Annotated in this window: 26 protein-coding genes, 1 tRNA gene and 1 pseudogene; 22 read left to right on the top strand and 6 right to left on the bottom strand. The window is 67.3% G+C overall.

From position 1 onward, the window contains the following. Positions 1-47: 47 nt before the first annotated feature. Complete coding sequence (gene ligA / locus ACFTSF_RS25395; protein ID WP_380156110.1) at positions 48-2,039, top strand: NAD-dependent DNA ligase LigA; 1,992 nt, start codon at positions 48-50, stop codon at positions 2,037-2,039. Here the strand turns inward: ligA and ACFTSF_RS25390 are convergent. From ACFTSF_RS25390 to ACFTSF_RS25380, 3 genes are read right to left on the bottom strand one after another with little or no spacing between them, the layout of a single operon-like run. Then, a complete protein-coding gene (locus ACFTSF_RS25390) occupies positions 2,036-2,680 on the bottom strand; it encodes a hypothetical protein (protein WP_380156108.1) in 645 nt (214 codons plus the stop codon). The genes ligA and ACFTSF_RS25390 overlap by 4 nt on opposite strands. 36 nt (positions 2,681-2,716) lie before the next feature. Continuing rightward, positions 2,717-3,478, bottom strand: coding sequence for an aldo/keto reductase (locus ACFTSF_RS25385; RefSeq protein ID WP_344154635.1), 762 nt, complete (start codon positions 3,476-3,478; stop codon positions 2,717-2,719). Next, positions 3,475-4,188 carry a dienelactone hydrolase family protein gene (locus ACFTSF_RS25380; protein WP_380156106.1) on the bottom strand — a complete coding sequence of 238 codons (714 nt, stop codon included), beginning with the start codon at positions 4,186-4,188 and terminating at the stop codon, positions 3,475-3,477. The genes ACFTSF_RS25385 and ACFTSF_RS25380 overlap by 4 nt, the downstream gene beginning before the upstream one ends. Before the next feature lie 66 nt (positions 4,189-4,254). Here ACFTSF_RS25380 and ACFTSF_RS25375 point away from each other — a divergent pair, with 66 nt between their 5' ends. Continuing rightward, positions 4,255-4,803: a TetR/AcrR family transcriptional regulator gene (locus tag ACFTSF_RS25375; RefSeq protein ID WP_380156104.1), complete on the top strand. Its 549-nt coding sequence runs from the start codon at positions 4,255-4,257 to the stop codon at positions 4,801-4,803. Between the two features lie 274 nt (positions 4,804-5,077). On the opposite strand, the gene ACFTSF_RS25370 is transcribed toward ACFTSF_RS25375, so the two are convergent. Next, positions 5,078-5,149, bottom strand: a tRNA-Arg gene (locus tag ACFTSF_RS25370). Positions 5,150-5,228: 79 nt separating this feature from the next. Here ACFTSF_RS25370 and ACFTSF_RS25365 point away from each other — a divergent pair. The 13 genes from ACFTSF_RS25365 (at position 5,229) to prmC (ending at position 18,220) form a co-directional block, all read left to right on the top strand. Then, on the top strand, positions 5,229-6,062 hold the full coding sequence (locus ACFTSF_RS25365; RefSeq protein ID WP_380156102.1) for a hypothetical protein: 834 nt from the start codon (positions 5,229-5,231) through the stop codon (positions 6,060-6,062). A 119-nt stretch (positions 6,063-6,181) separates the two neighbouring features. Continuing rightward, positions 6,182-6,370 (top strand): PspC domain-containing protein, encoded by a 189-nt coding sequence (locus tag ACFTSF_RS25360; protein WP_344154646.1) that lies wholly within the window; start codon positions 6,182-6,184, stop codon positions 6,368-6,370. An 11-nt stretch (positions 6,371-6,381) separates the two neighbouring features. Continuing rightward, the gene (locus tag ACFTSF_RS25355; protein ID WP_380156100.1) at positions 6,382-6,894 is read left to right on the top strand and encodes a hypothetical protein; all 513 of its coding nucleotides are present in this window, start codon (positions 6,382-6,384) and stop codon (positions 6,892-6,894) included. A gap of 29 nt (positions 6,895-6,923) precedes the next feature. Further along, a complete protein-coding gene (locus ACFTSF_RS25350) occupies positions 6,924-7,070 on the top strand; it encodes a hypothetical protein (RefSeq protein ID WP_380156098.1) in 147 nt (48 codons plus the stop codon). 75 nt (positions 7,071-7,145) lie between these two features. Further along, positions 7,146-8,804 (top strand): arginine--tRNA ligase, encoded by a 1,659-nt coding sequence (gene argS / locus ACFTSF_RS25345; RefSeq protein WP_380156096.1) that lies wholly within the window; start codon positions 7,146-7,148, stop codon positions 8,802-8,804. Further along, positions 8,801-10,207 (top strand): diaminopimelate decarboxylase, encoded by a 1,407-nt coding sequence (gene lysA, locus ACFTSF_RS25340; RefSeq protein WP_380156094.1) that lies wholly within the window; start codon positions 8,801-8,803, stop codon positions 10,205-10,207. The genes argS and lysA overlap by 4 nt, the downstream gene beginning before the upstream one ends. After that, positions 10,204-11,496, top strand: a complete 1,293-nt coding sequence (locus ACFTSF_RS25335) for a homoserine dehydrogenase (RefSeq protein ID WP_380156092.1) — start codon at positions 10,204-10,206, stop codon at positions 11,494-11,496. The genes lysA and ACFTSF_RS25335 overlap by 4 nt, the downstream gene beginning before the upstream one ends. Before the next feature lie 4 nt (positions 11,497-11,500). Then, entirely contained in the window at positions 11,501-12,565 is a 1,065-nt protein-coding gene (gene thrC / locus ACFTSF_RS25330; RefSeq protein WP_380156090.1) for a threonine synthase, read from the top strand. A 13-nt stretch (positions 12,566-12,578) separates the two neighbouring features. Then, positions 12,579-13,508 carry a homoserine kinase gene (gene thrB, locus ACFTSF_RS25325; protein ID WP_380156089.1) on the top strand — a complete coding sequence of 310 codons (930 nt, stop codon included), beginning with the start codon at positions 12,579-12,581 and terminating at the stop codon, positions 13,506-13,508. A 322-nt stretch (positions 13,509-13,830) separates the two neighbouring features. Beyond that, positions 13,831-15,918 (top strand): transcription termination factor Rho, encoded by a 2,088-nt coding sequence (rho, locus tag ACFTSF_RS25320; protein WP_380156087.1) that lies wholly within the window; start codon positions 13,831-13,833, stop codon positions 15,916-15,918. A gap of 111 nt (positions 15,919-16,029) precedes the next feature. After that, positions 16,030-16,236 (top strand): 50S ribosomal protein L31, encoded by a 207-nt coding sequence (rpmE, locus tag ACFTSF_RS25315; RefSeq protein ID WP_344154674.1) that lies wholly within the window; start codon positions 16,030-16,032, stop codon positions 16,234-16,236. Between the two features lie 89 nt (positions 16,237-16,325). Beyond that, positions 16,326-17,402 carry a peptide chain release factor 1 gene (prfA, locus tag ACFTSF_RS25310; RefSeq protein WP_380156086.1) on the top strand — a complete coding sequence of 359 codons (1,077 nt, stop codon included), beginning with the start codon at positions 16,326-16,328 and terminating at the stop codon, positions 17,400-17,402. Beyond that, entirely contained in the window at positions 17,399-18,220 is an 822-nt protein-coding gene (gene prmC, locus ACFTSF_RS25305; RefSeq protein ID WP_380156084.1) for a peptide chain release factor N(5)-glutamine methyltransferase, read from the top strand. Before prfA ends, prmC begins: the two co-directional genes overlap by 4 nt. On the opposite strand, the gene ACFTSF_RS25300 is transcribed toward prmC, so the two are convergent. Then, positions 18,217-18,345, bottom strand: coding sequence for a hypothetical protein (locus ACFTSF_RS25300; RefSeq protein WP_344154683.1), 129 nt, complete (start codon positions 18,343-18,345; stop codon positions 18,217-18,219). The two genes, prmC and ACFTSF_RS25300, sit on opposite strands and share 4 nt — an antisense overlap. A gap of 166 nt (positions 18,346-18,511) precedes the next feature. On the opposite strand from ACFTSF_RS25300, the gene ACFTSF_RS25295 reads away from it, so the two are divergent. Next, a complete protein-coding gene (locus ACFTSF_RS25295; protein WP_380156082.1) occupies positions 18,512-20,341 on the top strand; it encodes an RICIN domain-containing protein in 1,830 nt (609 codons plus the stop codon). Between the two features lie 7 nt (positions 20,342-20,348). Here ACFTSF_RS25295 and ACFTSF_RS25290 read toward each other — a convergent pair whose 3' ends face one another. Beyond that, on the bottom strand, positions 20,349-21,368 hold the full coding sequence (locus ACFTSF_RS25290) for an adenosine deaminase (RefSeq protein WP_380156081.1): 1,020 nt from the start codon (positions 21,366-21,368) through the stop codon (positions 20,349-20,351). A gap of 120 nt (positions 21,369-21,488) precedes the next feature. On the opposite strand from ACFTSF_RS25290, the gene ACFTSF_RS25285 reads away from it, so the two are divergent. The 6 genes and pseudogenes from ACFTSF_RS25285 to ACFTSF_RS25260 all read left to right on the top strand — a co-directional run bounded on the left by ACFTSF_RS25285 (position 21,489) and on the right by ACFTSF_RS25260 (position 26,284). Next, positions 21,489-22,439, top strand: coding sequence for an L-threonylcarbamoyladenylate synthase (locus ACFTSF_RS25285; RefSeq protein WP_380156079.1), 951 nt, complete (start codon positions 21,489-21,491; stop codon positions 22,437-22,439). After that, a complete protein-coding gene (locus ACFTSF_RS25280; RefSeq protein ID WP_380156077.1) occupies positions 22,439-23,563 on the top strand; it encodes a glycosyltransferase family 4 protein in 1,125 nt (374 codons plus the stop codon). Before ACFTSF_RS25285 ends, ACFTSF_RS25280 begins: the two co-directional genes overlap by 1 nt. Positions 23,564-23,793: 230 nt before the next feature. After that, positions 23,794-24,150 carry a hypothetical protein gene (locus ACFTSF_RS25275; RefSeq protein ID WP_380156075.1) on the top strand — a complete coding sequence of 119 codons (357 nt, stop codon included), beginning with the start codon at positions 23,794-23,796 and terminating at the stop codon, positions 24,148-24,150. A gap of 740 nt (positions 24,151-24,890) precedes the next feature. Further along, a pseudogene (locus ACFTSF_RS25270) lies at positions 24,891-25,343 on the top strand (undecaprenyl/decaprenyl-phosphate alpha-N-acetylglucosaminyl 1-phosphate transferase); the annotation flags it as partial. Positions 25,344-25,475: 132 nt separating this feature from the next. Beyond that, the gene (locus ACFTSF_RS25265; RefSeq protein WP_380156073.1) at positions 25,476-25,862 is read left to right on the top strand and encodes a hypothetical protein; all 387 of its coding nucleotides are present in this window, start codon (positions 25,476-25,478) and stop codon (positions 25,860-25,862) included. A gap of 38 nt (positions 25,863-25,900) precedes the next feature. Then, positions 25,901-26,284, top strand: coding sequence for a hypothetical protein (locus tag ACFTSF_RS25260; protein ID WP_380156072.1), 384 nt, complete (start codon positions 25,901-25,903; stop codon positions 26,282-26,284). Positions 26,285-26,347: the final 63 nt, after the last annotated feature.

Raw genomic sequence — 26,347 nt, 5'->3', positions numbered from 1 at the left:
CTTCATGGTACGGGGATTGTCCCCGGCGACCGGTAACGTCCGGTGGTGTGAACGTCGATGAACGCATTCAGGAGTTGGCCGGCCGGATCGTCGAGTTGCGCGACGCGTACTACCAGGGATCCCCGGTGGTCGCGGACGCGGAGTACGACGCGATCGAGGACGAGCTGCGCACCCTGATCGCCGCCAACCCGGAGCTGACGCCGGAGCCGAACCCGCTGGATCAGGTGGGCGCACCGGCCGTGCTGCACGCACCGATCCGGCACTCGCGCCCGATGCTGTCACTGGAGAAGGCGACGAAGCCGGAGCAGGTCGAGGCGTTCTTCAGCCGGTTCCCGGGACAGCCCGTCGTGGTGATGCCGAAGCTCGACGGACTGTCGCTGGCACTCGTCTACGAGGACGGCCGGTTCGCCCGGGCGATCACCCGGGGCGACGGGACCACCGGTGACGACGTGACGCCGCTGGTGCGCGCCCTGGCCGACGGCGTACCGCACAAGCTGGACGCACCGGGGCGAGTGGAGGTGCGTGGTGAGGCGGTGATGCTGCGGTCCACGTTCGCGGCGTACAACGCAGCGCACCCGGACAAGCCGCTGATCAACCCGCGCAACGCGGCCGCCGGCACGCTGCGGGCAAAGGACCCGGCCACGGTGTCCGAGCGCCGGCTCCAGTTCCTCGCGTTCGACCTGCAGACCGATCCGGACAGCACCGACGCCGATCTGGAGCGTGCACTCAAGACACTCGGCTTCACCGCCGCCGACATGCGGCACTGCGCGGACGCCGCGGCGGCTCAGGAGGTGATCACCGGAATCGAGCAGCAGCGCAACGAACTCGACTACGACCTGGACGGCGCCGTACTGCGGCTTGCCGATCGCGACGCGTACGCCGCGGCCGGGACCCGGTCGAGCTCACCGCGTGGCGCACTGGCCTTCAAGTTCGCGGCCGAGGAGAAGACCACCACCCTGCTGGAGGTCCGCTGGGATGTCGGCAAGACCGGCAAGATCGCCCCGGTCGCCTGGCTCGAACCAGTCTTCGTCGGCGGCACGACAGTCACCCGCGCCACGCTCGCCAACCAAGAGGTGATCAAGGCCCGAGGCATCAAGATCGGTGACACCGTCCTGGTACGACGAGCCGGCGACGTGATCCCGTTCGTAGCCGGCGTGCTCGACGCATCCCGCCGTACCGGCGCCGAGCAAGAGATCATCCCGCCCACGGTCTGTCCGTCGTGTGAGGAGCCGCTGACCGAGCAAGGCAACAGCCGAGAACTCTTCTGCACCAACGCCTCCTGCCCCGCCCAAACCGTCCGCCGCCTCATCCACTGGGCGTCCCGCGCCGGCGCCGACATCGACGCCATCGGCGGCGTCTGGATCGAACGCCTGGCCGAGTCCGGCGACCTCGAGACCCCCTCCGACTTCTACGCCCTGACCAAGGACCGCCTCCTGGAGTTCGACCGCGTAGGCGAAGTCTCCGCCACCCGCATGATCGACTCCATCGAAACCAGCAAACAAGTAGGCCTCCGCCGAGCCCTCATCGGCCTAGCCATCCCCATGGCCTCCGAAGGAACCGCAGCAAGACTCTGCCGAGCCGGCTTCCCCTCCATCGAAGCCATCATCGAAGCAGGCGAGGACGGCCTAGTCGCGGTCGACGACATCGGCGCGAAGGTCGCAGCCTCCCTCATAGAACACCTAAACCGCCTCCAGCCAGAGCTGGAACGCCTACGAGCCGCCGGCGTCTCCCTGGACGTCCGCGAAGAGGACCTCCCACCGGTAGTAGCAGCAGGCGCCCCACTAGCCGGCAAAACCGTAGTAGTCACCGGCTCCATCTCCGACCCCCGCACCGGCGAAAAGGTCGCAAGACCAGCCTTCCAACGCCTCTGCGAGCGAGCCGGAGCCACCATCGCCTCCTCAGTCTCCGCCAGCACCGACTACCTCATCACCGGCGCCGACGTAGGAGCCGCCAAAATCACCAAGGCAGAAAAACTAGAAGTCGAGGTAGTAGACCAGTCCGAGATCTGGAAACAACTCCTCGAAGCAGGAGTCGCTTAGCCCGGTACCGTCGCCATGACAAAGGGCTGCAGCTCGCGCTGCAGTTCCTTGTCATCAGGATCGGCCGTCACCTCGGTACCAGTCGCCCCCGCATACACGCTCCGGAAATCCGCGCAGTCGCCACGCACAGCCTTGAGCGTGAAGCTCCCCAGCGGCCTCCCGGTCCGCGCCTCATACACGCGATAGTCGTACTTCGCGCTCTGCTGCGACACCGTGTACTCCGCGCCGCCCTGAAGCGGTTTGTACTTGCAGGTCTGAAGGATCCCCTCCTCACCGACCGCATACCGATAACCACACGCCACCAGCTCCAGCTGATCGAGCTGGTACTCGGCAGGGGTCCCGGTCTGCGCAGGTACCCATTCCTTCGGCAACCGCAGTGTCAGGTCACCCGCGCCGGCCACCACGACCCGATGCGGCCCAGCCCCTCGATAGGGCGCCGAATCTTCGGCCATCTGCGACTTCCGTAGTACGTCGGTGTCCCCACGATCGCGGGGACACAACGAGTAGGTCCGCTGGTCCTTCGACAGGTCCTCCGTCACCCGCTTCACCAGGTGCGGCACCAGCACAGCGCCGGCCGGAATCACGATCATCACTGCCAGCGCAACCGGCAGCACCCACCGACCAGCAGACCCCGATGCCATGCAGCCCAGCAAACCACACCGGCTCGGGATCCCTTCCTAAGCTCTGGAAGCGAGGTTCTCCTCGAGATGCTTGACGCTGCTGGTACCTGGGATCAGTACCGTGACGGGTGAGCGGTGGAGGAGCCAGGCGAGCTGTGCCTGGGCAGAGGTCTGTCCCGGTACGGCGGGAGGTGTACCGCTCGCGCCGTACCCAAGCGGCCCGTACGGCAGGTACGGAATGCCGTGCTCGGTGCAGAACGCCAGCGTTGGTGCGTCGGCCTGATTGCCGTAGCTGAACAGGTTCGACACGCTGGCGACGGTGCCGTGCGCATGCGCACGGCGTACCTGATCGAGGGTGACGTTCGAGAGTCCGACGTGCTCGATCCGGCCTTCCGCCTGCATCTCGAGCATGGTGTCGAATGCCTGGTCGAAGGTCACCCCGTCGTACGAGTCATCCGCGTTTGGCCACCGCAGGTGGGTGAGCGGCACGGTGTCCAGGCCGAGCACGATCCGGTCGCGGTCGTTGCCTGCCCGGAGCTGGTGCGGGCTGTAGTCCGGCTGCGGCCACAGACCGTCGTGCTCGACCCGCGCACCCGCCTTGGTCGCCAGCACGAGATCGGCTGGATAGGGCCGCAGGGCGTCGGCGATGAAGCGGTTGACGACGTCGTTGCCGTAGAACCACGCGGTGTCGATCACCCGAACGCCGAGCTCGACCGCCCTGCGCAGTACCGCCACGGCCACCTCGGGCTCGGTCCCGCTGCGCAACTGCATAGCCCCGAAGCCCTTGCGGGACACGGTTCGCCCGGCGATGGTGATCATTTGAGGTGCTCCCCGAAGAACCCGCTGATCCGCTCACGAGCGTGCTGGGCGACATCCTCGTCGTACCCCTCACCAACCAGCCGGCCCATCACCCTGATGACCAGTGGGACCTCGGCCGAGTCGTGCTGATTCAAGAACCCGTGCCCCGCCTGCGGATACTCCTGTACGTCGTGGGCAACGCCGTTCCTGCTCAAGGCCGAGTCGAGCCGTGCAGCGGCGCCTCGGAGCGAGCGGTCCTTGGCCCCGAAGCTACCGACGACCGGACAGGCTCCGTTTAAGATGGCGTCCGCATCCTTCGGCACCGTCCCGTAGTTCACGCTCGACGCATCGAACCCGTGCCCATTGGCCAGCAACAACGCGAATCCACCACCCAGGCAGAATCCGATCACCCCGATCTGCTCGGTGCAGTCGTCGCGCCCGGCAAGCCACTGCCGTGCAGCCTCGACATCGTCGAACGACCGCCCCCGCCGATCCCGCACGTCCCGAAAGATCGACCGCACACACGTCAACCGCCGACCCCAGTGCATGAGGTTCGGCGCCAGCGCGAGAAACCCCTCACCGGCCAGCCAGTCGGCCTGCTCCCGCACATCGGCAGTCCACCCGAGTATGTCGTGAATCACCACCACCCCCGGCCAAGGCCCGGCCCCAGCAGGCACCGCCAGATACGCCGGCATCTCGCCGCGCCCCGTAGAAAGCACCACGTCAGTCACCGCGGCTCCAATCTGTCAGTCACTGACGCTACCACGTAAAGTCAGTGACTGACGTAAACTGTCCCGATGCCCCGCAATGCAGAACCAGCCCGCCGCCGCCTCCAGGAGACAGCTCTGGCCCTGTTCACCCAGCACGGCTACGAAGCGGTCACCGCCGCCGAAATTGCAGCAGCCGCCGGCGTCACCGAACGAACCTTCTTCCGCCACTTCCCCGACAAACGCGAAGTCCTCTTCGGCGGCGAGCAGGAGCTGGCACCAGCACTGTGCCAGGCAATCGCCGAGGCCACAGGCACCAAGCCCCTCAAGATCCTGACAGCAGCCTTCCGAGCCCTGGAGCCACACCTGCTGAGAAACCGCCCGTTCGCGCTCCCTCGAGCTCACGTGATCGAAGCAAACCCAGCCCTCCGCGAACGAGAGCTCACAAAACGCGCCGCCCTCCAAACAGCAGCCACCGAAGCCCTGATCACCCGCGGAACACCACCCAGGCAAGCCGCCCTAGCCGCCCAAGTAGGCATGGCCCTCTTCACTCAAGCAATCCAAGACTGGATGCAAGACCCCGCAGCAGACTTCAACCACCAACTAACCAAAGCCCAATCAGACCTAAAAACCCTCTAGCCAACGCCACCCCCACCAAGGGGGCAAGGGGCGAAGCCCCAACACCACAGCCAACCCCAGCTAGTTCGCCGACCCCAGCCACGCGCCCGGGGGCAAGGGGGGAAGCCCCAACACCACAAGCAGCCCCAGCCAGGCACCACTCGCCAGCCCCGCGCAGCAGGGGGTCCGGGGGGCGCAGCCCTCCCGGGGCGGGGTCTGGGGGCTCCGCCCCCAGAAAGCACAAAAGCGATTCATAGTCAGCGCTCTCCGCTGACATGAATCGCCCAGAATCGCGCGCCCCCGGCAGGATTCGAACCTGCGCACCCGCCTCCGGAGGGCGGTGCTCTATCCCCTGAGCTACGGGGGCTCAGGAACGAGGTGAACATTAGCAGCATGTTCCTGCCATCTCCGAATTGGGGCTCGCGGTGTGGGGTAGAACTCCGGGCATGCGCAAACTGGGGATCGCTCTGGTGGTCATGCTTGTCGCCGTGATGTGGCCGGCACAGGCTCATGCAGTGGATGGCTGGCGGTTGGTGGGGTCGGACAACGCCCGGCCGCTCGACGAAGGTCAGGGGCTTGCCACGGTGACTCGTGGCAGCACGACGCAGTACCGGTACACGGGGAGTGCGACCATCCCGTTCGACCTGTTGGTCGCCGGGTGGAATCACGTGGGTGATCCGGGTGCCGCACAGGGCTGGTACGTCGAGCCGTACCAGCGGGATGACCGGGGCGGGAAGCTGTTCCGGGTGCAGTCGCCGACGGGTGCGTGGTCGAACTACAAGCACGCACTGGAGTCGTGGGAGGCGACGAACAACAGCTGGTCGGCGGTGTCGCCGGACACGCAGTGGATGGTGAACGGCGAGTGGGGCACGATGGACCGCCTGCTCGTCTTCCCGATGCCGGGTGTGCGGGCGACGAACCCCGGGCAGAACCTGCCGCTCGCTTCGAAGGTCAACCTGGATCGCCCGGTGCGCGACGTACAGGGCTGTGACTTCGTGACGGCGACTCGGCTGCTGTGTGCGTCCGACGATCCGGCCGGGACTCTGTTCGGTACGACGAAGCCGCTGCTGCAGGTGGATCTGTCCGGACCGGTCGGTTCCGCCGATGTGACGGGGCAGGTGAAGTCGCTCGGTCAGTTGCCGCTCAAGAGCGGTTGCACCGGGAGCTTCGAGGTGGAGGGGATCGACTACTTCGAGCAGGACGGGACGCTGCGGGTGATCGTGCTGTCGCCGAGCATCTGCATCACCACCGACAGCAAGACGTACCGCTTCCAGCGATAGCTCTTAGTCGTAGGGGCTCTCCCTGAAGGGACCCTGGAACACCGGTGCGGCGGGATCGGACCGGGGCCGGCTGCCGTCATAGTGGATGTAAGTCCAACCACGAAAGGACGTCGGTTCTGATGGCTAGCTCTCTGGTTCGCCCGTCGCACGGTCGCTGGATCGGCGGTGTCTGCGCCGGACTGGCCCGTAGGTTCGGCACCACCCCGAACACGATGCGGCTGATCTTCCTGGTCAGCTGTCTGATCCCCGGGCCGCAGTTCCTGATCTACATCGCACTCTGGATCATGATGCCGGCCGAGAAGTACTAATCTGGCTCCTCATGAGAGCAGGTGTGAAGGCGACCGCTCTGCTCCTGCTGAGCATTGCTGCGGCCGGCTGCGGGGTGAGCCCCGCCAAGCCGGCCGCGGCCGACCTCCGCACCACGGCCCCGCCCTGGGACGCGCCCCGCGACGCCGTGTCCTATATCGACAAGGCCGGCTTCGAGCGACTCCCGCTCGACTTCTCCGGCCCAGCGCCGTACACACTGCGCCTGAAGGTCACCGTCGACGGCAACCCCGTGCAGGTCCCCGCCGGGATCGGTGTCGACCGCGTCCGCGCCGAACAGGCCGCCGTACACACTCACACCACCGACGGCCTGGTCTACGTCGAGGCCAAAACCACCGCCGAGCACCCCACGCTCGCCCAGTTCTTCACCCTCTGGGGCCTCAAGTACGACGAAAACTGCCTCGCCGACGCCTGCACGAACCTCAAGGTGACCGTCGATGGTCAGCCGGCACCCTGGAACACCCCACTGACCGGAGGCAGTCGCGTTCTGGTGGCAGCCAGTCACTGAGCGCTAGCCTTTCTGCGGAGGTGGTCCGGATGCCGGATTTTGTGGTGGACGGCTTGGACGATGTCGTAGTGCAGCGCTTGCGGGCCCGGGCCGCGTCGCATGGCCGGTCGCTAGAGGAGGAGGCCATGGCGATCCTGATCAACGCTGTTGGCTTGAGCGACGAGTCACAGGGCTGATCGCCCGGGTGCCCGTCGTACCGGGGCTTGGATGGTGATTCCAGGCAATGGATGGTTCGCCATTAGGCTGGGGCGGTGACTCCGGAACAGCTCGCTGAGAAGATCCTGCAGGCCCTGGCCGCGCTCGCTGCCGACGGCACCATCGCCGTCGAGGGTGGGCTGCCCGGCGAGCTGAAGGTCGAGCGACCCAAGAACCCCGAGCACGGGGACTATGCGACGAACGTGGCGATGCAGCTGGGCAAGCGCGCGGGGATGAATCCGCGGGCGTTCGCGGAGCTGCTGGCGGCGAAGCTGCAGGACGACGAGGCGATCACCGAGGTGTCGATCGCAGGCCCGGGCTTCCTGAACCTGCGGGTGGCGGCCGATGCCCAGGGCAAGATCGCTCAGTCGATCGTGGATGCCGGGCCGGCGTACGGGTCGACCGACGCACTGCACGGGCTCGCGGTGAATCTCGAGTTCATCTCGGCGAACCCGACCGGACCGCTGCACCTCGGGCACACCCGGTGGGCGGCGGTCGGGGACGCGCTGGCGCGGGTGCTGACCGCGGCCGGGGCGAAGGTGACGCGTGAGTTCTACATCAACGACCGCGGCAACCAGATGGACAAGTTCGGCGAGAGCCTCAAGGCGGCCGCGCACGGCGAGCCGATCCCCGAGGACGGCTACCACGGTGAGTACATCGGTGAGCTGGCCCAGCGGATCGTGGCCGAGGTGCCGGGGATCCTGGAGCTGCCGGTCGACGAGCAGTCCGTCGCGTTCCGGGAGGCCGGCTACGAGCGGCAGCTCAAGGAGCAGCAGGACCAGCTGGAGCACTTCCGGACCAAGTTCGACGTGTGGATGTCGGAGCGCAGCCTGCACGAGCAGGACGGTGTCGGCCACGCGATCGAGAAGCTCCGCGAGCAGGGCCACCTGTACGACGCGGACGACGCGCTGTGGATGCGGACGACGGACTTCACCGACGACAAGGACCGGGTGCTGATCCGGACCAACGGTGAGCCGACGTACTTCGCCTCTGATGCCGCGTACTACGTGAACAAGCGGGAGCGCGGTTTCGAGGTCTGCATGTACCTGCTCGGTGCGGACCACCACGGCTACGTGAACCGGCTGAAGGCGATCGCGGCCTGCGCCGGGGACGACCCCGAGCACAACATCGAGATCCTGATCGGCCAGCTGGTGAAGATCCTCAAGGGCGGCGAGGAGATGCGGCTGTCCAAGCGGGCCGGCACCATTGTCACGCTGGCTGAGCTGGTCGAGGAGGGCGGCGTCGACCCGCTGCGCTACACGCTCTGCCGCTACCCGGTCGACTCGCCGCTGACGCTGGACATCGAGGAGATGACCAAGCAGGTCAGCGAGAACCCGGTCTACTACGTGCAGTATGCGCACGCCCGGCTGGCCTCGATCCTGCGGAACGCCGACGAGCTCGGCATCAAGCTGGACGAGTTCGAGCCCGGTCTGCTCAGCCATGAGCGCGAGGGCGACCTGCTCCGCGCGCTGGCCGAGTTCCCGCGGATCGTCGCGACGTCGGCCGAGCTGCGCGAGCCGCACCGGGTCGCGCGCTACCTCGAGGACACCGCCTCGGCGTTCCACAAGTTCTACGACAGCTGCCGGGTGCTGCCCCGCGGCGACGAGGAGGTGGAGCCGGTGCACAAGGCTCGCCTGACGCTGGTGTCTGCGACGCGGACCGTGCTCGCCAACGGGCTCGACCTGCTCGGTGTCTCCGCTCCGGAGCGGATGTGAGGGCCCACGAGGCGGGCGCGCTGCACGCCCAGGCCGGCCACCGCGCGCCGCCTTGGCTGAGCGCCCCGCGTGACGTCAACGACCTGGTCCCGCAGTTGTGGTCCGGTACGGCGAAGAAGACCGCCGAGGGCTCGCTGGTCGTCGGCGGTGTCGACGTTCGCGACCTGATCGCCGAGCACGGCAGTCCGGCGTACGTGCTGGACGAGGACGATTTCCGCAGCCGCGCCCGCGCGTTCAAGAACGCGTTCAAGGACTTCGACGTCTACTACGCAGGCAAGGCCTTCCTCAGTACGACGGTTGTCCGCTGGGTGATGGAAGAGGGCCTGAACCTCGATGTCTGCAGCGGCGGTGAGCTGGCGGTCGCACTGCGAGCTGGTGCCGATCCGAAGCGGTTGGGGTTCCACGGCAACAACAAGTCCGAGGCCGAGCTGGCCCGCGCGCTGGACGCCGGAGTCGGCCGGATCATCGCCGACTCGCTGTACGAGATCGACCGCCTGATCGAGCTGTCCCGTGAGCGTGGCATCACCGCGCCGGTGATGATCCGGGTCACCGCGGGCGTCGAGGCGCACACCCACGAGTACATCGCGACCGCGCACGAGGACCAGAAGTTCGGCTTCTCGATCACCTCCGGCGCGGCCTTCGAAGCCGTTGCCCGGGTCAACGAAGCGCCCGAGCTGGAGCTGCTCGGCCTGCACTCGCACATCGGTTCGCAAATCTTCGACTCGTCCGGGTTCGAGGTGGCCGCGAAGCGCGTGATCGCCTTGCATGCAAGGGTTTCCGAGGAGCTCGGCGTCGACATGCCGGACCTCGACCTCGGCGGTGGTTTCGGTATCGCGTACACCACCCAGGACGACCCGTCCGACCCCGCGCAGCTCGCCACCGAGATGGGCAAGATCGTCGAGCACGAATGCCGTGCCTTCGAGGTCGACGTCCCCAAGGTCTCGATCGAGCCCGGCCGCGCGATCGTCGGACCGGCGATGTGCACGGTCTACTCGGTCGGCACGGTCAAGGAGGTCGCGCTCGACAACGGCGCGGCCCGTACCTACGTCTCGGTCGATGGCGGGATGAGCGACAACATCCGCGCCGCACTGTACGACGCGGACTACTCCTGCACGCTCGCGAACCGGTACTCCGACTCCCCGCCGACCCTGGCCCGGGTCGTCGGCAAGCACTGCGAGTCCGGCGACATCGTCGTGAAGGACGAGTTCCTGCCGGGCGACGTCGGCCCGGGCGACCTGGTCGCCGTACCGGGAACCGGCGCGTACTGCCGGTCGATGGCGAGCAACTACAACCACGTACCGCGGCCACCGGTGATCGCGGTCAAGGACGGTCAGACGAGAGTCGTCGTACGCCGGGAGACCGAGGACGACCTGTTGCTGCTGGACATGGGAGTCGACGGATGAGTGACAAACCTCTGAAGGTGGGCCTGCTCGGTTGTGGTGTGGTCGGCACCGAGGTGGTGCGGATCCTGACCGAGCAGGCGGATCATCTGGCGGCCCGCGTCGGCACCCGGCTGGAGATCGCCGGCATCGCGGTACGGCGAGCCGGGCGCGAGCGCGATATCGCAGTCGACCCGGCGCTGATCACGACCGATGCCCAGGCGCTGGTCTCGAGCGGCGAACTGGACCTGGTGATCGAGGTGATCGGCGGCCTAGAACCCGCCCGCAGCCTCATCCTGAGCGCGCTCGAGCACGGCGCCTCCGTCGTCACGGCGAACAAGGCGTTGCTGGCCGAGGACGGTCCGACGCTCTTCGCGGCCGCTGAGAAGTACCAGCGCGACCTGTACTTCGAGGCCGCCGTGGCCGGTGCGATCCCGATCCTGCGGCCGCTGCGCGAGTCGCTGGCCGGTGACGACGTGACCCGGGTGATGGGCATCGTCAACGGCACCACGAACTTCATCCTCGACAAGATGGAGTCGACCGGCGCCGGGTTCGACGAGGCGCTCGAGGAGGCTCAGGCCCTCGGGTACGCCGAGGCCGACCCGACCGCGGATATCGAGGGCTTCGACGCGGCTGCCAAGGCGGCCCTGCTGGCCAGCCTGGCCTTCCACACCAGGGTTTCGATCGCCGACGTACACCGCGAGGGCATCACCGAGGTGACCGCGACCGATATCGCCTCGGCCCGCGAGATGGGCTGCGTGGTGAAGTCGCTGGCGATCTGTGAGCTGGACGAGCTGACCGACTCGGTCAGCGCCCGGGTGTACCCGGCGATGATTCCGCTCACCCACCCGTTGGCCAGTGTTCGCGATGCGTACAACGCCGTTTTCGTGGAATCCAAAGCGGCCGGCGAGCTGATGTTCTATGGTCGTGGTGCCGGCGGCGCCCCGACGGCCAGTGCTGTCCTCGGGGATCTCGTGTCCGCCGCGCGCAACCGGCTCAAGGGTGTGCCGGGGGTCGGCGAGTCGTCGTACACCCAGCGGGCCGTGCGCCCGGTGGGCGAAGCGGTGACCCGCTACCACGTGTCCCTGGACGTGGCCGACAAGGCCGGTGTCCTCGCGGCAGTGGCCCAGGCCTTCGCGGAGCACGACGTGTCGATCCAGACCGTCCGCCAAGAGGGCCGGGGCAGCGACGCCGAACTGGTCGTCGTCACGCACCGCGCGACCGACGCCGCGTTGTCCGCCACCGTGGAGGCCCTGCGCGACATGGACATCGTTCGTGAAGTCAGCAGTGTGATGCGGGTAGAAGGCGAGTAGAACAATGGCTCACCAGTGGCGTGGCGTGATCGAGGAATACCGCGACCGGCTCCCGGTCTCGACGGACACTCCGGTGGTCACGCTCGGCGAGGGCGGTACGCCGCTGGTGGCCGCGCAGTGGCTGAGCGAGCAGACCAACTGCGAGGTCTGGCTCAAGGTCGAGGGCAACAACCCGACCGGCTCGTTCAAGGACCGCGGGATGACGATGGCCATCTCACTGGCCGCGCAGGCCGGCGACAAGGCGGTCGTCTGCGCCTCGACCGGTAACACCTCGGCGTCGGCCGCGGCGTACGCCGTCCGGGCCGGAATGCTGCCGCTGGTGCTGATCCCGGCCGGCCGGATCGCCAAGGGCAAGCTGGCCCAGGCTGTCGTCCACGGGGCCAAGCTGGTCTCGATCGACGGCAGCTTCGACGACTGCCTGCGGATCGTGCGTGAGCTCGGCAAGCACTACCCGGTCGCGCTGGTGAACTCGGTGAACCCGGTTCGCCTGGAGGGTCAGAAGACCGCGGCGTTCGAGGTCTGCGACGCGCTCGGTGACGCACCGGACCTGCACCTGCTGCCGGTGGGCAACGCGGGCAACATCGCGGCCTACTGGAAGGGCTACCAGGAGTACGCGAAGGACAAGCTGGCCACGAAGAAGCCGCAGATGTGGGGTTTCCAGGCCGAGGGCGCGGCGCCGATCGTGCGCGGCGCGATCGTCGAGAAGCCGGACACCGTGGCGACTGCGATCCGCGTCGGCAACCCCGCGTCGTGGACGCTCGCTGAAGCCGCCCGCGACGAGTCCGGCGGCCGGATCGAGATGCTCACCGACCACCAGATCCTCACCGCCCAGGGTGAGCTCGCCGCCAACGAGGGCGTCTTCGTCGAGCCGGCATCGGCGGCCGGAGTCGCCGGTCTCCTCCACGCGAAGGCCCAGGGCTGGCTGCCCGGCGGCTCAACCGTGGTGATCACCGTCACCGGCCACGGCCTGAAAGACATCGACACCGCCCTCGACCACGCCAAGGTGAACGAGACTCCGGTCACACCCGCCGACACTGATGCGGTCGCCCGCGTCGCCGGTCTCGTCTGAGGTGGGCGGAGAGGTGAGCGCCCGCAGCGACCGGGCGGGGCAGGGCAGCGACCGCCGGCCCTGCAACCAGGTGCGGGTGCGTGTGCCTGCTACCAGCGCGAATCTGGGGCCTGGGTTCGACGCGTTCGGGCTTGCGCTGAGCTTGTACGACGAACTGGTCGTTACCCCGGGCGGATCCGGGGTGACCGTGCAGGTGACCGGGGAAGGGGCGGACGACGTACCGCGGGACGAGTCGCACCTTGTGGTGCGGTCGATCCGGGCTGGTCTCGACGCGCTCGGAGTGCAGGTCCCCGGGTTCACGTTGCGGTGTGAGAACCGGATTCCGCACGGGCGTGGGCTCGGGTCGTCGTCGGCCGCGATTGTCGGCGGACTCGCCGCGGCGTACGGGCTTGCTGGTGAGCCGGTGGATCGGGAGCGGCTGCTCCGGTTGGCGAACGAGATCGAAGGTCATCCGGACAACGTGGCAGCGGCCGTGTACGGCGGATTCACCGTTGCCTGGCTCGATGGTGAGGACGGTCGGGCAGTCCGGTTGGACCCTTCGGACGGTCTTGGCGCGGTCGCGTACGTTCCGGCGAACCGCGTGTTGACGAAAGAAGCGCGTGGGTTGCTGCCGAGCGCCGTACTGCATGGGGATGCAGCGGCGAATGCGGGCAAGGCGGCGTTGCTGGTCGTCGCCCTGACGCAGCGGCCGGATCTGCTGTTGACGGCGACCGAGGACCGGCTGCATCAGGAGTTCCGGGAGCCGGCGATGCCGGAGAGTCTGGCGCTCGTGCACAAGCTGCGGGGGAGTGGGCTGGCCGCGATCATCAGCGGGGCCGGGCCGACGGTTCTGGTAGTGGGCGGCCCTGAGCGGACCTGTCCGGTACCGCCGGACGGCTGGGAGCGGCACGACCTGCGCGTCGATCCAGTGGGCGTACAGGTCTGGTCGATGGAGGCCGGGTGAGGCAGGGAATAGCGAGGAACTGACACGCGTTGTACCCCTCGAGTCAGGCGGACGACCCTGCGGGGTGCTAGTCTCGACTCACCCGATCCCCTCCAGGCGATCGGCGAACTCTCGTCACGATCCGGGCTGTGCTCCCGGCACCCTGTGTTGTGTGGCGACCCCCTGTGAACGTGATCTTGCGCCGCCTGCGCCGGGGATGTCCGGGGGGACTCAGATCGAGCGAGAGCCTCTTGAACCCCACGTGCCAATTCGTTCGGTCGTGGGCGATGAAACGGTCGATGGTGCGGTCGCACCTCGACGATCCGTGTGGGAAGGACCTCACGTGACAGAAACTGTTGAAGCCTCCAGCTCCGACGCCGCGGCTGGTACCGCGACGCGTCGCCGCAAGGCTGGTGGCGGCCTCGAGGGCATGCTGCTCCCCGAGCTCAAGCAGCTCGCCGGGACGCTCGGCATCAAGGGCACCGGCGCACTGCGCAAGGGCCAGCTGATCGAGGCGATCAAGGCCGCCCAGACGGGCGGTTCCGCGGGTGGATCGCGGGCGAAGGCGACGCAGCCGACGCTCGACGAGAGCGCCGAGGCGCCCGCCGCGAAGCAGGCTCCGGCCAAGCGTGAGGGCGGCAGCCGCCGGACCCGCGCCGCCGCCGCGGCCACGGCCGAGGAGACTCCGGTGGCCGAGGCCCCGAAGACGGCCGAGCGCAAGGCGCCGGTCGAGACTCAGGCCGCCGCGCCCCGGGCCGTGGAGACTCCGGCCGTCGAGGCGCCCGCCGTACAGGCTGCGCAGAACGGGACGGCCGTCGAGGCCCGCGCCGAGCAGCCGGCCGACCGCGAGCAGAACCGGGAGGGCCGGGACCGCAACCGCGAGAACCAGGGCCGCAACCGGGACGCCCAGCGCGACAACCAGAACCGCGACGCGAACCGGGACAACCGGGGCGGCGACCGCGAGAACCAGGGCCGCGACCGGGACCGCAACAACCAGAACCGCGACGGCAACCGTGATGGGAACCGGGACCAGAACCGCGATTCCGGCCGCGACAACCGTCAGCAGGACCGGCAGCAGGAGCAGAGTGGCGAAGAGGGCGACAGCCGTCGTCGTCGCCGCCGGGGCCGCGACCGGGACCGCAACCGCGACGGTCAGCCGGCCACGTCCGGGCGTGATTCGGGCCGCGACACCGGCCGGGACTCGGGCCGGGATTCCGGCCGCAACCGCGGTCGCGGCGAGCGGTTCGACCCGGAGCCGACGATCAGCGAGGACGACGTGCTCGTCCCGGCCGCCGGCATCCTCGACGTACTGGACAACTACGCGTTCGTCCGGACGAGCGGCTACCTGCCCGGCCCGAACGACGTGTACGTCGCCCTCTCGATGGTCAAGCGGTACGGCCTGCGCAAGGGTGACGCGATCACCGGTGCGGTGAAGCAGCCGCAGGAGGGTGAGCGCAAGGAGAAATTCAACCCGCTGGTCCGGATCGACACCGTGAACGGGTCGGACCCGGAGATCGCCAAGCAGCGTCAGGACTTCAACAAGCTGACCCCGCTGTACGCGACCGAGCGGCTCCGGCTGGAGACCGAGCCCGGCGTGCTGACCACCCGGATCGTCGACATCGTCAGCCCGATCGGCAAGGGCCAGCGCGGCCTGATCGTCTCGCCGCCGAAGGCCGGTAAGACGATGGTGCTGCAGGCGCTGGCGAACGCGATCACCACGAACAACCCCGAAGTGCACCTGATGGTGGTGCTGGTGGACGAGCGGCCCGAAGAGGTCACCGACATGCAGCGCACGGTCAAGGGTGAGGTCATCGCCTCCACCTTCGACCGCCCGGCCGACGACCACACCACGGTCGCCGAGCTGGCCATCGAGCGCGCCAAGCGGCTGGTCGAGCTCGGCCACGACGTGGTCGTGCTGCTCGACTCGATCACCCGGCTCGGCCGCGCGTACAACATCGCGGCCCCGGCCAGCGGCCGGATCCTGTCCGGTGGTGTCGACTCCTCGGCGCTCTACCCGCCGAAGCGGTTCTTCGGTGCGGCCCGCAACATCGAGGACGGCGGCTCGCTGACCATCCTCGCCACCGCGCTGATCGAGACCGGCTCGAAGATGGACGAGGTGATCTTCGAGGAGTTCAAGGGCACCGGCAACATGGAGCTCCGGCTGCGCCGCGAGTTCGCCGACCGGCGGATCTTCCCGGCCATCGACGTCGTCGCCTCCGGCACCCGCCGCGAGGAGCTGCTGATGTCGAAGGACGAGACCCAGGTCGTCTGGAAGCTGCGCCGGGTGCTGTCCGCCCTCGACGGCCAGGCCGCCCTGGAGCTGCTGATCGGCAAGCTCAAGGAGAGCAAGTCGAATATCGAGTTCCTGCTCCAGGTCAACAAGACCACCCCGTCGGCCGGTTCGACCCACAGCACCACCAACGGCGACTGATTCCACCCTCGATTACCGGTCCGCCGCGTGAAAGTGGCAGACTGGTACGTCGGTTCCGGTTCACGTTCACGCCGTGGACGACCCGGAGCACCTGATTCCTAGGAGATTGTCTTGAAGAGCGACATCCACCCGACCTACGTGGACACCAAGGTGACCTGTTCCTGCGGCGCGTCGTTCACGACGCGTTCCACCGCGGAGAGCGGCGCGATCCACTCCGACGTGTGCTCGCAGTGCCACCCGTTCTACACCGGCAAGCAGAAGATCCTCGACACCGGCGGCCGGGTCGCTCGCTTCGAGAAGCGCTACGCCAAGAAGTAGGCGTCCTACCGCGCGCCGGTCTGCCCTCACGGGGGTGGACCGGCGCGCGGTTTGTCTGTCCAGGAGTTCCCCGAGAGGAGGAGTGCGCAATGTTCGAGGCGGTTCAGACGCTCAAGGCGGAGTACGCCGAGCTGGAGCGGCAGATGTCCGACCCGGAGCTGCACTCCGACCAGGCGAACGCGCGACGCGTCGGCAAGCGGTACGCCGGCCTGGCGCCCGTCGTACGGACGTATGACGAGTGGCTGCAGACGGCCGACGACATCGAGGCGGCTCGTGAGTTGGCGGCCGAGGACCCGGCGTTCGCCGACGAGGCCGTGAAGCTGGCCCATCGGCGCGACGAGCTGGCCGAGAAGCTGCAGATGCTGCTGGTGCCGCGCGACCCGAGTGACGACAAGGACGCGATCCTCGAGATCAAGGCCGGTGAGGGCGGCGACGAGTCCGCGCTGTTCGCCGGGGACCTGCTGAAGATGTACCTGAAGTACGCCGAGTCGCAGAACTGGAAGACCGAGGTGATCGACTCGGCCGAGTCCGACCTCGGCGGGTACAAGTCGATCACGGTCGCGGTGAAGGCGAAAGGCACGCCGGAGCCGGGCGAGGCGCCGTACGCGAAGCTGAAGTTCGAAGGCGGCGTGCACCGGGTGCAGCGGGTGCCGGTGACCGAGTCGCAGGGCCGGATCCACACGTCCGCGGCCGGTGTCCTGGTGCTGCCGGAGGCCGAGGACGTCGATGTCGAGATCGACGTGAACGACCTGCGGATCGACGTCTTCCGCTCGTCCGGTCCCGGTGGGCAGAGCGTCAACACGACCGACTCCGCCGTCCGGATCACCCACCTGCCGACCGGCATCGTCGTCTCGATGCAGAACGAGAAGTCCCAGCTGCAGAACCGTGAGCAGGCCATGCGCGTGCTGCGGTCGCGGTTGCTGGCGGCGGCGCAGGAGGCGGCCGACCAGGAGGCGTCCGACGCCCGCCGGTCGCAGATCCGGACCGTCGACCGCTCCGAGCGCGTGCGTACCTACAACTTCCCGGAGAACCGGTTCTCCGACCATCGGGTCGGCTACAAGGCGCACAACCTCGACCAGGTGCTCGGCGGCGACCTCGCACCGGTCATCCAGGCGCTCACCGAGGCCGACCTGGCCGCACGTCTCGAGGCCGTCGACTCCCAGTGAAGGCTTTGATCGCCGCGGCCGCAGACCAGCTCCGGGCGGCCGGCGTCGCGTCACCTGAGTTCGACGCGGCCGAGCTGCTCGCGTTCGTCACCGGCTCTTCGCGGCTGAACCTTCGCGAGCCTTCCGACGCGGAGCGCCGTACCTATGCCGAGTTGATTGCGCGGCGCGCTGCCCGCGAGCCGCTGCAGCACCTGACCGGTACGGCGGCCTTTCGGTACCGCGAGCTTGCCGTCGGACCGGGGGTGTTCGTACCGCGGCCGGAGACCGAGGTGATGGTCGGCTGGATCCTCGACCGGATCGCCGCCGTGAAGTCCCCGCTGGTGATCGACTTGTGCTCGGGTTCCGGTGCGATCGCCGGTGCGGTCGCGACCGAGCGCCCGGATGCCGTCGTACATGCGGTCGAGCTGTCACCCGAGGCGTGCGTCTGGGCCCGCCGCAACCTGGCCGGCACCGGCGCCACCCTGCACGAGGGCGACATCGACGGCTGCCTGCCCGAGCTCAACGGTCTGGCCGATGCGGTGATCAGCAACCCGCCGTACATCCCGCTGACAGCCTGGGAGTCGGTCACCGCTGAGGTTCGCGACCACGACCCGGCGCTGGCGCTCTGGTCCGGCGACGACGGCCTGGACGAGGTCAAGGTCGTCGCGGTGACCGCAGCCCGCCTGCTCAAGCCAGGCGGCTGGTTCGCCTGCGAACACGCCGACGTGCAAGGCGAGTCGGCTCCCGCAGTCTTCGCCGCCACCGGCCACTTCACCGAGGTCCGCGACCAGTTGGACTTGGCCGGGCGCAACAGGTTCGCGACCGGCCGCAGGGTCTAGAGCTCGAACGCCACTACGGCGAGCACCAGCAGAACCCCCGCGAGCACCAGCTCAGCCCGCGCCCCTTTCACCATCCAGAACGCGCGAACCCGGTCGACGACGTCGTACCACCCCTGGGTCATCACGGTGTCTCCTGTAACCCGCCCCGGCCGTGGCTAAACGTTGTCATCACGGTCGAAGGTCTCGCTCTTGAACCTGTGATCGCACAGGATGGCGTGGATCGTGGTTGGTTCGCCGCCCACTGTCAGCCGCCTGCTGACGGTCGGACCGGCCGCGGGTGAGGAGTGACGCGTGAGGTCCGTCCTGTCAAAACTGGGGGTTCTGGCCGCGACGGTCGCGCTGGCGATCAGTACGCCGATGCTGACCCCGGCGCAAGCCGCACCACCGAGTCCGAAGCCGAAGACCGAGGCTGAGCTGTGTGCGGGCATGCAGCGGCTGGAGCTGGCTGGTATCGACCAGTGCACGCGCGGTCCTGAGGTGCTTCCGAACGCCGATCTGAGTGAGAAGGCGAAGCCGCTGCCGAAGGCGGTTGCGGACGCCACCATGGCTGCCAATGCGATCGTCTGCGACGGCAATGGCGTGGCTGGTAAGCGAGTGCAGGTTCTGTACGCGCGGGAGTCGCAGCAGGCCAGTCGGTTGCAGCTGTTCCTGCCGTCGTTCCGGGCGTGGTCCCACGAGATCGACGCGGCCTACAACGACAGTGCGTTCCAGACCGGTGCCAGCCGGCACATCCGGTACGTCACGGACGCGGTGTCCGGTGGCTGCCAGGTGAACGTCAAGGAGGCCGTCGTACCGACCGGTGGGCTGGAGACCTGGAACTCCATGGTCACCGCACTGCAGAACCTCGGCTACAAGGACAGCACCCGCAAGTACCTCGTCTACGCGGACGCTCAGAAGGTCTGTGGCGTCGGGACCCTGTACGGCGACGACCGGCCGGGCCTGGACAACGCGAACAACAACAACACCGGCTACGCCCGCGTGGACGCGTCGGCGAACTGCTGGGGCTTCAACGCCGCTGCGCACGAGCTCGGGCACAATCTGGGCGCCGTACAGTCGTCTGCGCCCAACTACAACGGGCACTGCAACGACGAGTACGACCTGATGTGTTACGGCTCCGACACCCGCGTGGTGTGCGCCGACAAGGACAACGACCGGTTGCTGGACTGCAACAAGGACGACTACTTCAACACCAACCCGCCGGCCGGCAGCTACCTCGCCACGCACTGGAACCTCGCCAACAGCGACTGGCTGATCAAGAGCGCCACTCCGGACCCGCGGCCCGGCCCACGGCACGGACAGATCTACGAGTTCGTCAGTCCGTCCAGTGGCGAGGCGATCGACGTGGTCGACGGTTCGACGGCCAACCTGGCGAACCTGAGTCACCGACCGCGTAGTGGTGCGACCAGCCAGCAGTGGCGGTTCCAGTACGAGACGGGCTGGCAGTTGCAGAACGTCAACAGCGGCAAGTGTGCAGACAGCGCCTTCAGCGGCACGGCGCCGGGCACGAAGGTGCTGCAGTATTCGTGCAACGGCCAGGACGGCATGCGCTGGACACTGCACCCGCTCGGTGGCGACGTCTACGGCATCATCAACACGCTGTCCGGACTGGCCATGACGGATGCGGGCGCACACCCGGCGACACTCGAGCAGCAGCCGTTCACTGGTGCTGCGACCCAGCAGTTCAAGCTCCGCCCGGTCAGCGTGCCCAACGGCACGTACCGGATCCGCAGCGAGCTCGGCAAGGACCTGGACGTCGTCAACTGCCAGGGCACCGACATCCGGATGTGGGACCGCGTCGCAGGCAGCCCCTGTCAGCGTTGGCAGGTCACTGCGGTCACCGACAACGTCTACAAGATCGTCGACAGCAACACCGGAAACGCCGTCGAGGTCAGTGGCTGTGTGACCACGGACGCCAGGCCTGTGCAGCTTGCGCCGAGCTCTACCAACACCTGTCAGCAGTGGCGGATCAGTGCGCTCTCGAACGGCGCGTATCAGATCCTCGGCGTCGGTAGTGGCAAGTCACTCGACGTCGCGGGCTGCAGCGCGGCAGCAGGAGCCGACGTGATCATCTGGCCGTTCCACGGCGGCGCCTGCCAGCGCTGGTACTTCGACGCGATCTAGACGTCGCCTAGCTGTTCGCGGCGACGTACTGGTCGATCTCGGCCGTCAGGGTGTCCTTCAGCGAGTCCTCGGCGAAGGACACCCGTACGGCGGTCTTGGCGAGCTCGCCGACCCCTGCGTTGTCCAGACCGAGCAGGTCCGCGGCAACGGCGTACTCGTTGGTCAGCGTGGTGCTGAACATCGGCGGGTCGTCGGAGTTGATCGTGACGACCAGTCCGGCCTCGACCATCGCCTTCAGCGGGTGCACGTCGTACGACGCGACCGCGCGGGTGGCGAGGTTCGAGGTCGGGCTCACCTCGAGCGGGATCCGGTGCTCACCCAGGTAGTCGACCAGGGCCGGGTCCTGCATGGTCGACGTACCGTGGCCGATCCGCTCGGCACGCAGTACCCGCAGGGCGTCCCAGATCGTCTCCGGTCCGGTCGTCTCACCGGCGTGCGGCACACTGTGCAGCCCGGCCGCGATGGCCTCGTCGAAGAACGGCCGGAACTGCGGCCGCGGTACGCCGATCTCCGGGCCGCCGAGCCCGAATCCGACCAGCCCCTCGGGACGGATCTTGGTCGCGACCCGGAGCGTCTCCTCGGCGCCCGCGAGACCGGCCTCACCGGGGATGTCGAAGATCCACCGCAGGGTGATCCCCAGCTCCTTCTCGGCGGCGGTCCGGGCGTCCTCGATCGCCTCGCAGAACGCCTCCGGCGCGATCCCGCGCAGCTGCGACGTGTACGGCGTCACGGTGAGCTCGGCGTACCGGAGGTTCTGCCCGGCCATCTCGCGGGCGATCTCGTACGTCAGCAGCCGGACGTCGTCGGGCGTCTTGATCAGGTCGACGACGCTCAGGTAGATCTCGATGAACTTCGCGAAGTCGGTGAACTGGAAGTACTCGGCCAGCGCGGCCGGGTCGGCCGGCACCGGCGATCCGGGGTGCCGCGCGGCCAGCTCGGCGACGATCCGCGGCGAGGCGGAACCGACGTGATGGACATGCAACTCGGCCTTCGGCAGCCCTTCGAGGAACTCACGCGTCACAGTCATGTCCGGGATCCTAGGGAGGTCGGGGCCTGGTTGGTCGGGAAATTAACAATTGACGGTCAGGTTTGCCCGGAAGTCGGGCCGGTTTAGGCGCGGAGCCGGGTGAGTGGCACGATTCGGTGCGTGAGTGAGCGCTTCGATTTCACGGGTGACGAACTGGCCCCGGCGTACCGTGCCGCAGTGGACGCCATCGAGGCCGGCGACCTGGTGGTCCTGCCGACCGACACCGTCTACGGACTGGCCGCGGACGCCTTCAAGTCCGACGCCGTCCAGCGGCTCCTGGACGCCAAGGGCCGCGGCCGCGACATGCCGCCGCCGGTACTGATCTCGGTGGTCGAGTCGCTCGACGCGCTCGCCACCGACGTCCCCGAGGCCGGCCGCAAACTCTGCGAGAAGTTCTGGCCCGGCCCGCTGACCGTGATCTGCCACGCCCAAGGCTCACTCATGTGGGACCTCGGCGAGACCCAGGGCACCGTAGCCCTCCGCGTCCCCGACCACGAGAACACCCGCGAACTCCTCTCCCGCACCGGCCCCCTGGCCGTCAGCTCCGCCAACAAGAGCGGCCGCCCCGCAGCCCTGGACGTCTACGACGCCGAAGACCAACTAGCCGACACAGTCGCGGTGTACCTCGACGGCGGCGAAGTCACCGGCGGCGAACCCTCCACCATCGTCGACATCACCACCGACACCCCCCGCGTAGTCCGCCTAGGAGCCCTCTCCCTGGCCCAACTCCGCGAAGTAGTCCCCGAAATAACCACCGACGAAGAACCCCCCACCGAGGCAGAGGCACCCGTCGACAACCCCACGGACGCCAAGCCGGCCGACGCCGTCACCGAGGACAAGCCCGCCGACGCGGACGAGAAGCCCGCCGAGGCCGCCGTCGAGACATCCACGGACGACAAGCCCGCGGACGAGAAGCCGGCCGACGAAACGCCCGCGGACAAGCCTGCCGACGAGAAGCCCGCCGAGGCTGCCGTCGACAAGCCTGTGGACGACAAGCCAACCGAAGGTGCTGCTGAGGCGTCCAAGGTGGATGAGAAGGCTGCCAACCCTGATGTGAGGCCTGCGGACTAGTGCGCGAGTACCTGCTGGTCCTGTTCGTGGCGATGGCCACGACCTTCCTGCTGACCGGTGTGGCCCGGCAGATCGCACTTCGGTACGGCGCCGTGGCCAAGGTCCGCGCCCGGGACGTGCACAAGGTCCCGATCCCGTACTTCGGCGGCGTCTCGATTCTCGGCGGCCTGATCGCCGCCTTCGCGGTCGCCTCCAGCCTGCCGTTCCTCGGCGACAGCCTGCAGGTCGCCCACGACGGCCGGGCGATCCTGATCGGCGGCGTGGTGATCTGCGCGGTCGGCGTGATCGACGACCTCTACGAACTCGACGCGATCACCAAGCTCGCCGGCGAGGTCCTCGCTGTCGGCGTAATGGTTGTCCAAGGCATCCAGTTGTACTGGCTCCCGCTCCCCGGCGGCGTCGTCTCACCCTCAGCCGCCCTCCTAGCCGTCATCACCGCAGGCATCCTCCTGGTCTCCTGCAACGCCGTGAACTTCGTAGACGGCCTAGACGGCCTAGCCGCCGGCGTCACAGCGATCGGCGCCCTAGCGTTCTTCACCTACTCCTACCTCCTGAACGTCGAGCAGGACCTGGACCGCGCCACCACCTCAACCCTCATCACAGTCGCCCTGGCCGGCGCCTGCCTCGGCTTCCTGCCGCACAACTTCTTCCCCGCAAGGGTCTTCATGGGCGACTCCGGCGCCCTCCTCATCGGCCTGATGCTGGCCGCGTCCACCATCAGCCTCACCGGCCAGATGGACCCGTACGCCGTCCCGTACGAGGTAGGCGGTTCCAGCCTCCTCCCCGCACTCCTGCCACTCGTCCTACCGATCGCGGTCCTGGCCATCCCCGCCCTGGACCTGACGATGGCCTACGTCCGCCGTACCAAAGCCGGCCGCTCACCCTTCGCCGCCGACAAACTCCACCTCCACCACCGCCTCATGCAACGCGGCCACTCCCACCGCCGAGCCGTCCTCCTGATGTACCTGTGGACCATCCTGATCGCCTTCGGCGTCGTAGTCCTCGGCCTAGTCCTCACCTGGTGGACCGCCCTCATCGTCCTCACCATCGCCGTCATCGCCGTAGTCCTCACCACCGGCATCCCCAAACGCCGCGCTGCCGCAAAACCCCTCAGCAAAGTCTGAAAATTGGCCATAACCGCAACTCGTTGGGCACACTGAACTCTGTCGGGGGCGACAGAAGTGAGGCGCCGTCTGGGGGACGGCCTGGCGGTGGGGGATTTTCGTGGTGCTCAAACGTGCGCTGTCCGTTGCCCTGGTAGTGGCCGGAGGTGGAGTCACCCGACTACTTCAATGAGGTCAGAAGTATTCATCTTTGGCCCAGTTCGAGGAGTTGACCGTCTACGATGACCAGCGTGAGCGGAAGTCGCTTCATTGACCTTGTTCGTTCCTATCTGGATCGCTCAAATCTAGAGGCGCGGGACTGGGAACCAGCGTTTGATGTTGCTCGAAACGAGGATATTGTCTTCGATGTCGGAGATCGGTCGCACTGGTTGCGGCTCTATCGACAGCGTTTCGAGGAGTCTGTGGAGCGAGGCGATGCCGCCGCGTCTGGGCTCGGTCGGGTGGTGAATGACTTGAATGCTTACAACGGTGACTCATTGCAGTTTGCGTTGCTAAGCCTTCCGTCGCATGGATATATGGTCTGGATGTCTGATGAGCCCGCGATGGTTATCAGTTGTCTGCGTGTTGCAGATAGGCGGGCTAATTGATATGCCAACCCAGGTGGCTGAATGTGAGGGTTGAAAACACGTCTTCTCGGATGATCGGCAGGTACGGCCGTTAGTCAGATCCAGACGTGAAGAGCCGCCTCGCGAAGAGAATGAAGTAGTTTCCGCATTCCCGGTGAGTTGGCCGCGACAATGAAGATTGCTTATCGAATCAAGAAGATCGGTAAAATCTTTTCTCCTGTGCCCAGAATGTGAATCTGTTTGGCTGCCCGGCCAGAACCTGGACGAAGATACAGAGAACTTCTTGAGTGAAATGATCGGAGATCCTCCTGTGGGGACGCATATGGAGATGATTGAAGCTATTCGTGAATCCGAATGGACAGCTTCGTAAAGCCAGTTCCCAGGCAATGAGTTGCCACGCCGGGGGCGCTGATGGTCGGCGCCCCCGGTTCGCTTATTCGGGCAAGTCGTTAACGGTGTCGAGGATGAATCGACGGGCCCGACCCACCTTGGCGCCTGCGAGCGCGACCCGCAGTTGGGCCGTTTCATCAGCGTCGACCCGATCCTCGATGTCGCCGACCCGATGACGTCATCAAGAAGGTCGTCAAGGTCCTCGTCAAGGTCGCCGCCGACGAACTCGGCATCACCGACGACCTCAAATGCTTCACTGACGGCGACATCGGCGGCTGCTTCGCCGCCGGCGTCACTCTCCTCACCTCCTTCGTCGGAGGCATAGCCGTAAGACTGGTGGCGAAGTACGGCGTGGTGGACTTCGAGGCTGATGCCTCGGCTTCCTGTCGCACATCTTCTCTCCGCACGTGTCGACCATCAGCCTCACCGGCCAGATGGACCCGTACGCCGTCCCGTACGAGGTAGGCGGTTCCAGCCTCCTCCCCGCACTCCTGCCACTCGTCCTACCGATCGCGGTCCTGGCCATCCCCGCCCTGGACCTGACGATGGCCTACGTCCGCCGTACCAAAGCCGGCCGCTCACCCTTCGCCGCCGACAAGCTCCACCTCCACCACCGCCTCATGCAACGCGGCCACTCCCACCGCCGAGCCGTCCTCCTGATGTACCTGTGGACCATCCTGATCGCCTTCGGCGTCGTGGTCCTCGGCCTAGTCCTCACCTGGTGGACCGCCCTCATCGTCCTCACCATCGCCGTCATCGCGGTCGTCCTCACCACCGGCATCCCGAAGCGCAGAGCCGCCGCAAAACCCCTCAGCAAAGTCTGAAATTGCAGGTTGCTGCAATTCGGGCGGTTGCACGTTGTTGCAATTAGCCCGCTTGTACCAGTTTGTACCTGTCTGGGTCATACGCTCCCTTGAAATGGTCTTGCCGTTCCTCCCAACGGAAAGGTGAGATTCATGAAGCGAGTACTGGTACGGGCAGTCGCGGCGACGACGCTCGGTGCGGCGGCCCTCGGGGGCGTGTCGGTGGCGGCCAATGCCGCGACGGACTCTGTGCAGGCCTGCACTATCTCGGTCGCGCCTCCCGACTCCCAGGTCAGGGGCTACGTCTGGGTGACCGGTGGCCGGCGCGGGTGCACCAACACCGTCCGGCTGACGACCGAGCTGTACAGGGGCTACTGGGGCGTCGACCCCGTCAAGGCGAGCAAGAGCGACACTGGCGTCAATTTCGACGTGACCGCGAAGACCACCTGCTCCGAGGCCGGCAACCACGGCGAGTTCTACGGGAAGACCAAGGGCTCCGACGGCGGCAGCCGGCAGGGCCCGAAGAACGACGAGTGCTGACCGACGTTGTTCTGCCTCCCAACGGAAAGGTGAGAATCATGAAGCGAGTATTTGTGCGGGCAGTGGCGGCGACGACGCTCGGTGCGGCGGCCCTCGGGGGCGTGGCCGTAGCGGCCAACGCTGCAACGGATTCCGTGCAGGCATGTGCGCTGTACGTCGCCCCGCCGGACAACAACGGCGCCAATGTCTGGGTGAGCGGCAGTCGGCGTGGTTGCACCGGCACGGTGACGTTGACCCTCGAGCTCAAGAAGTCCTACTGGGGTGTCGACGGCGTCGTGAACACCGCGAAGAAGAGCGGCGTCAACTTCGAACTGACGTCGCTGGACGACTGCGCGGAGGCCGGCCGCGGAACGTACTACGGCCGTCTCGACAGTTCCGGCAGTGAGCGCACGATCGAGGGCGCCAAGCAGACCGAGTGCTGATTCGCACCTCGGTTTGATCTCTGCCGTACGGCGTCCGGGGGTGGTCCCCTGTCCCGCTCCCGG

It is taken from the genome of Kribbella sp. NPDC056951 (genome assembly GCF_042674205.1).
GTDB lineage: Bacteria > Actinomycetota > Actinomycetes > Propionibacteriales > Kribbellaceae > Kribbella > Kribbella yunnanensis.
This window is presented reverse-complemented; position numbering and strand designations above follow the sequence as displayed.

What these genes read in the sequence shown, in the direction of transcription:
- ACFTSF_RS25390 (WP_380156108.1), bottom strand. Translation starts at nt 2,680, where the DNA reads ATGGCATCGGGGTCTGCTGGTCGGTGGGTGCTGCCGGTTGCGCTGGCA.
- ACFTSF_RS25385 (WP_344154635.1), bottom strand. Translation starts at nt 3,478, where the DNA reads ATGATCACCATCGCCGGGCGAACCGTGTCCCGCAAGGGCTTCGGGGCT.
- ACFTSF_RS25375 (WP_380156104.1), top strand. Translation starts at nt 4,255, where the DNA reads ATGCCCCGCAATGCAGAACCAGCCCGCCGCCGCCTCCAGGAGACAGCT.
- ACFTSF_RS25365 (WP_380156102.1), top strand. Translation starts at nt 5,229, where the DNA reads ATGCGCAAACTGGGGATCGCTCTGGTGGTCATGCTTGTCGCCGTGATG.
- ACFTSF_RS25360 (WP_344154646.1), top strand. Translation starts at nt 6,182, where the DNA reads ATGGCTAGCTCTCTGGTTCGCCCGTCGCACGGTCGCTGGATCGGCGGT.
- ACFTSF_RS25355 (WP_380156100.1), top strand. Translation starts at nt 6,382, where the DNA reads ATGAGAGCAGGTGTGAAGGCGACCGCTCTGCTCCTGCTGAGCATTGCT.
- ACFTSF_RS25350 (WP_380156098.1), top strand. Translation starts at nt 6,924, where the DNA reads ATGCCGGATTTTGTGGTGGACGGCTTGGACGATGTCGTAGTGCAGCGC.
- ACFTSF_RS25335 (WP_380156092.1), top strand. Translation starts at nt 10,204, where the DNA reads ATGAGTGACAAACCTCTGAAGGTGGGCCTGCTCGGTTGTGGTGTGGTC.
- thrC (WP_380156090.1), top strand. Translation starts at nt 11,501, where the DNA reads ATGGCTCACCAGTGGCGTGGCGTGATCGAGGAATACCGCGACCGGCTC.
- prfA (WP_380156086.1), top strand. Translation starts at nt 16,326, where the DNA reads ATGTTCGAGGCGGTTCAGACGCTCAAGGCGGAGTACGCCGAGCTGGAG.
- ACFTSF_RS25290 (WP_380156081.1), bottom strand. Translation starts at nt 21,368, where the DNA reads ATGACTGTGACGCGTGAGTTCCTCGAAGGGCTGCCGAAGGCCGAGTTG.
- ACFTSF_RS25265 (WP_380156073.1), top strand. Translation starts at nt 25,476, where the DNA reads ATGAAGCGAGTACTGGTACGGGCAGTCGCGGCGACGACGCTCGGTGCG.
- ACFTSF_RS25260 (WP_380156072.1), top strand. Translation starts at nt 25,901, where the DNA reads ATGAAGCGAGTATTTGTGCGGGCAGTGGCGGCGACGACGCTCGGTGCG.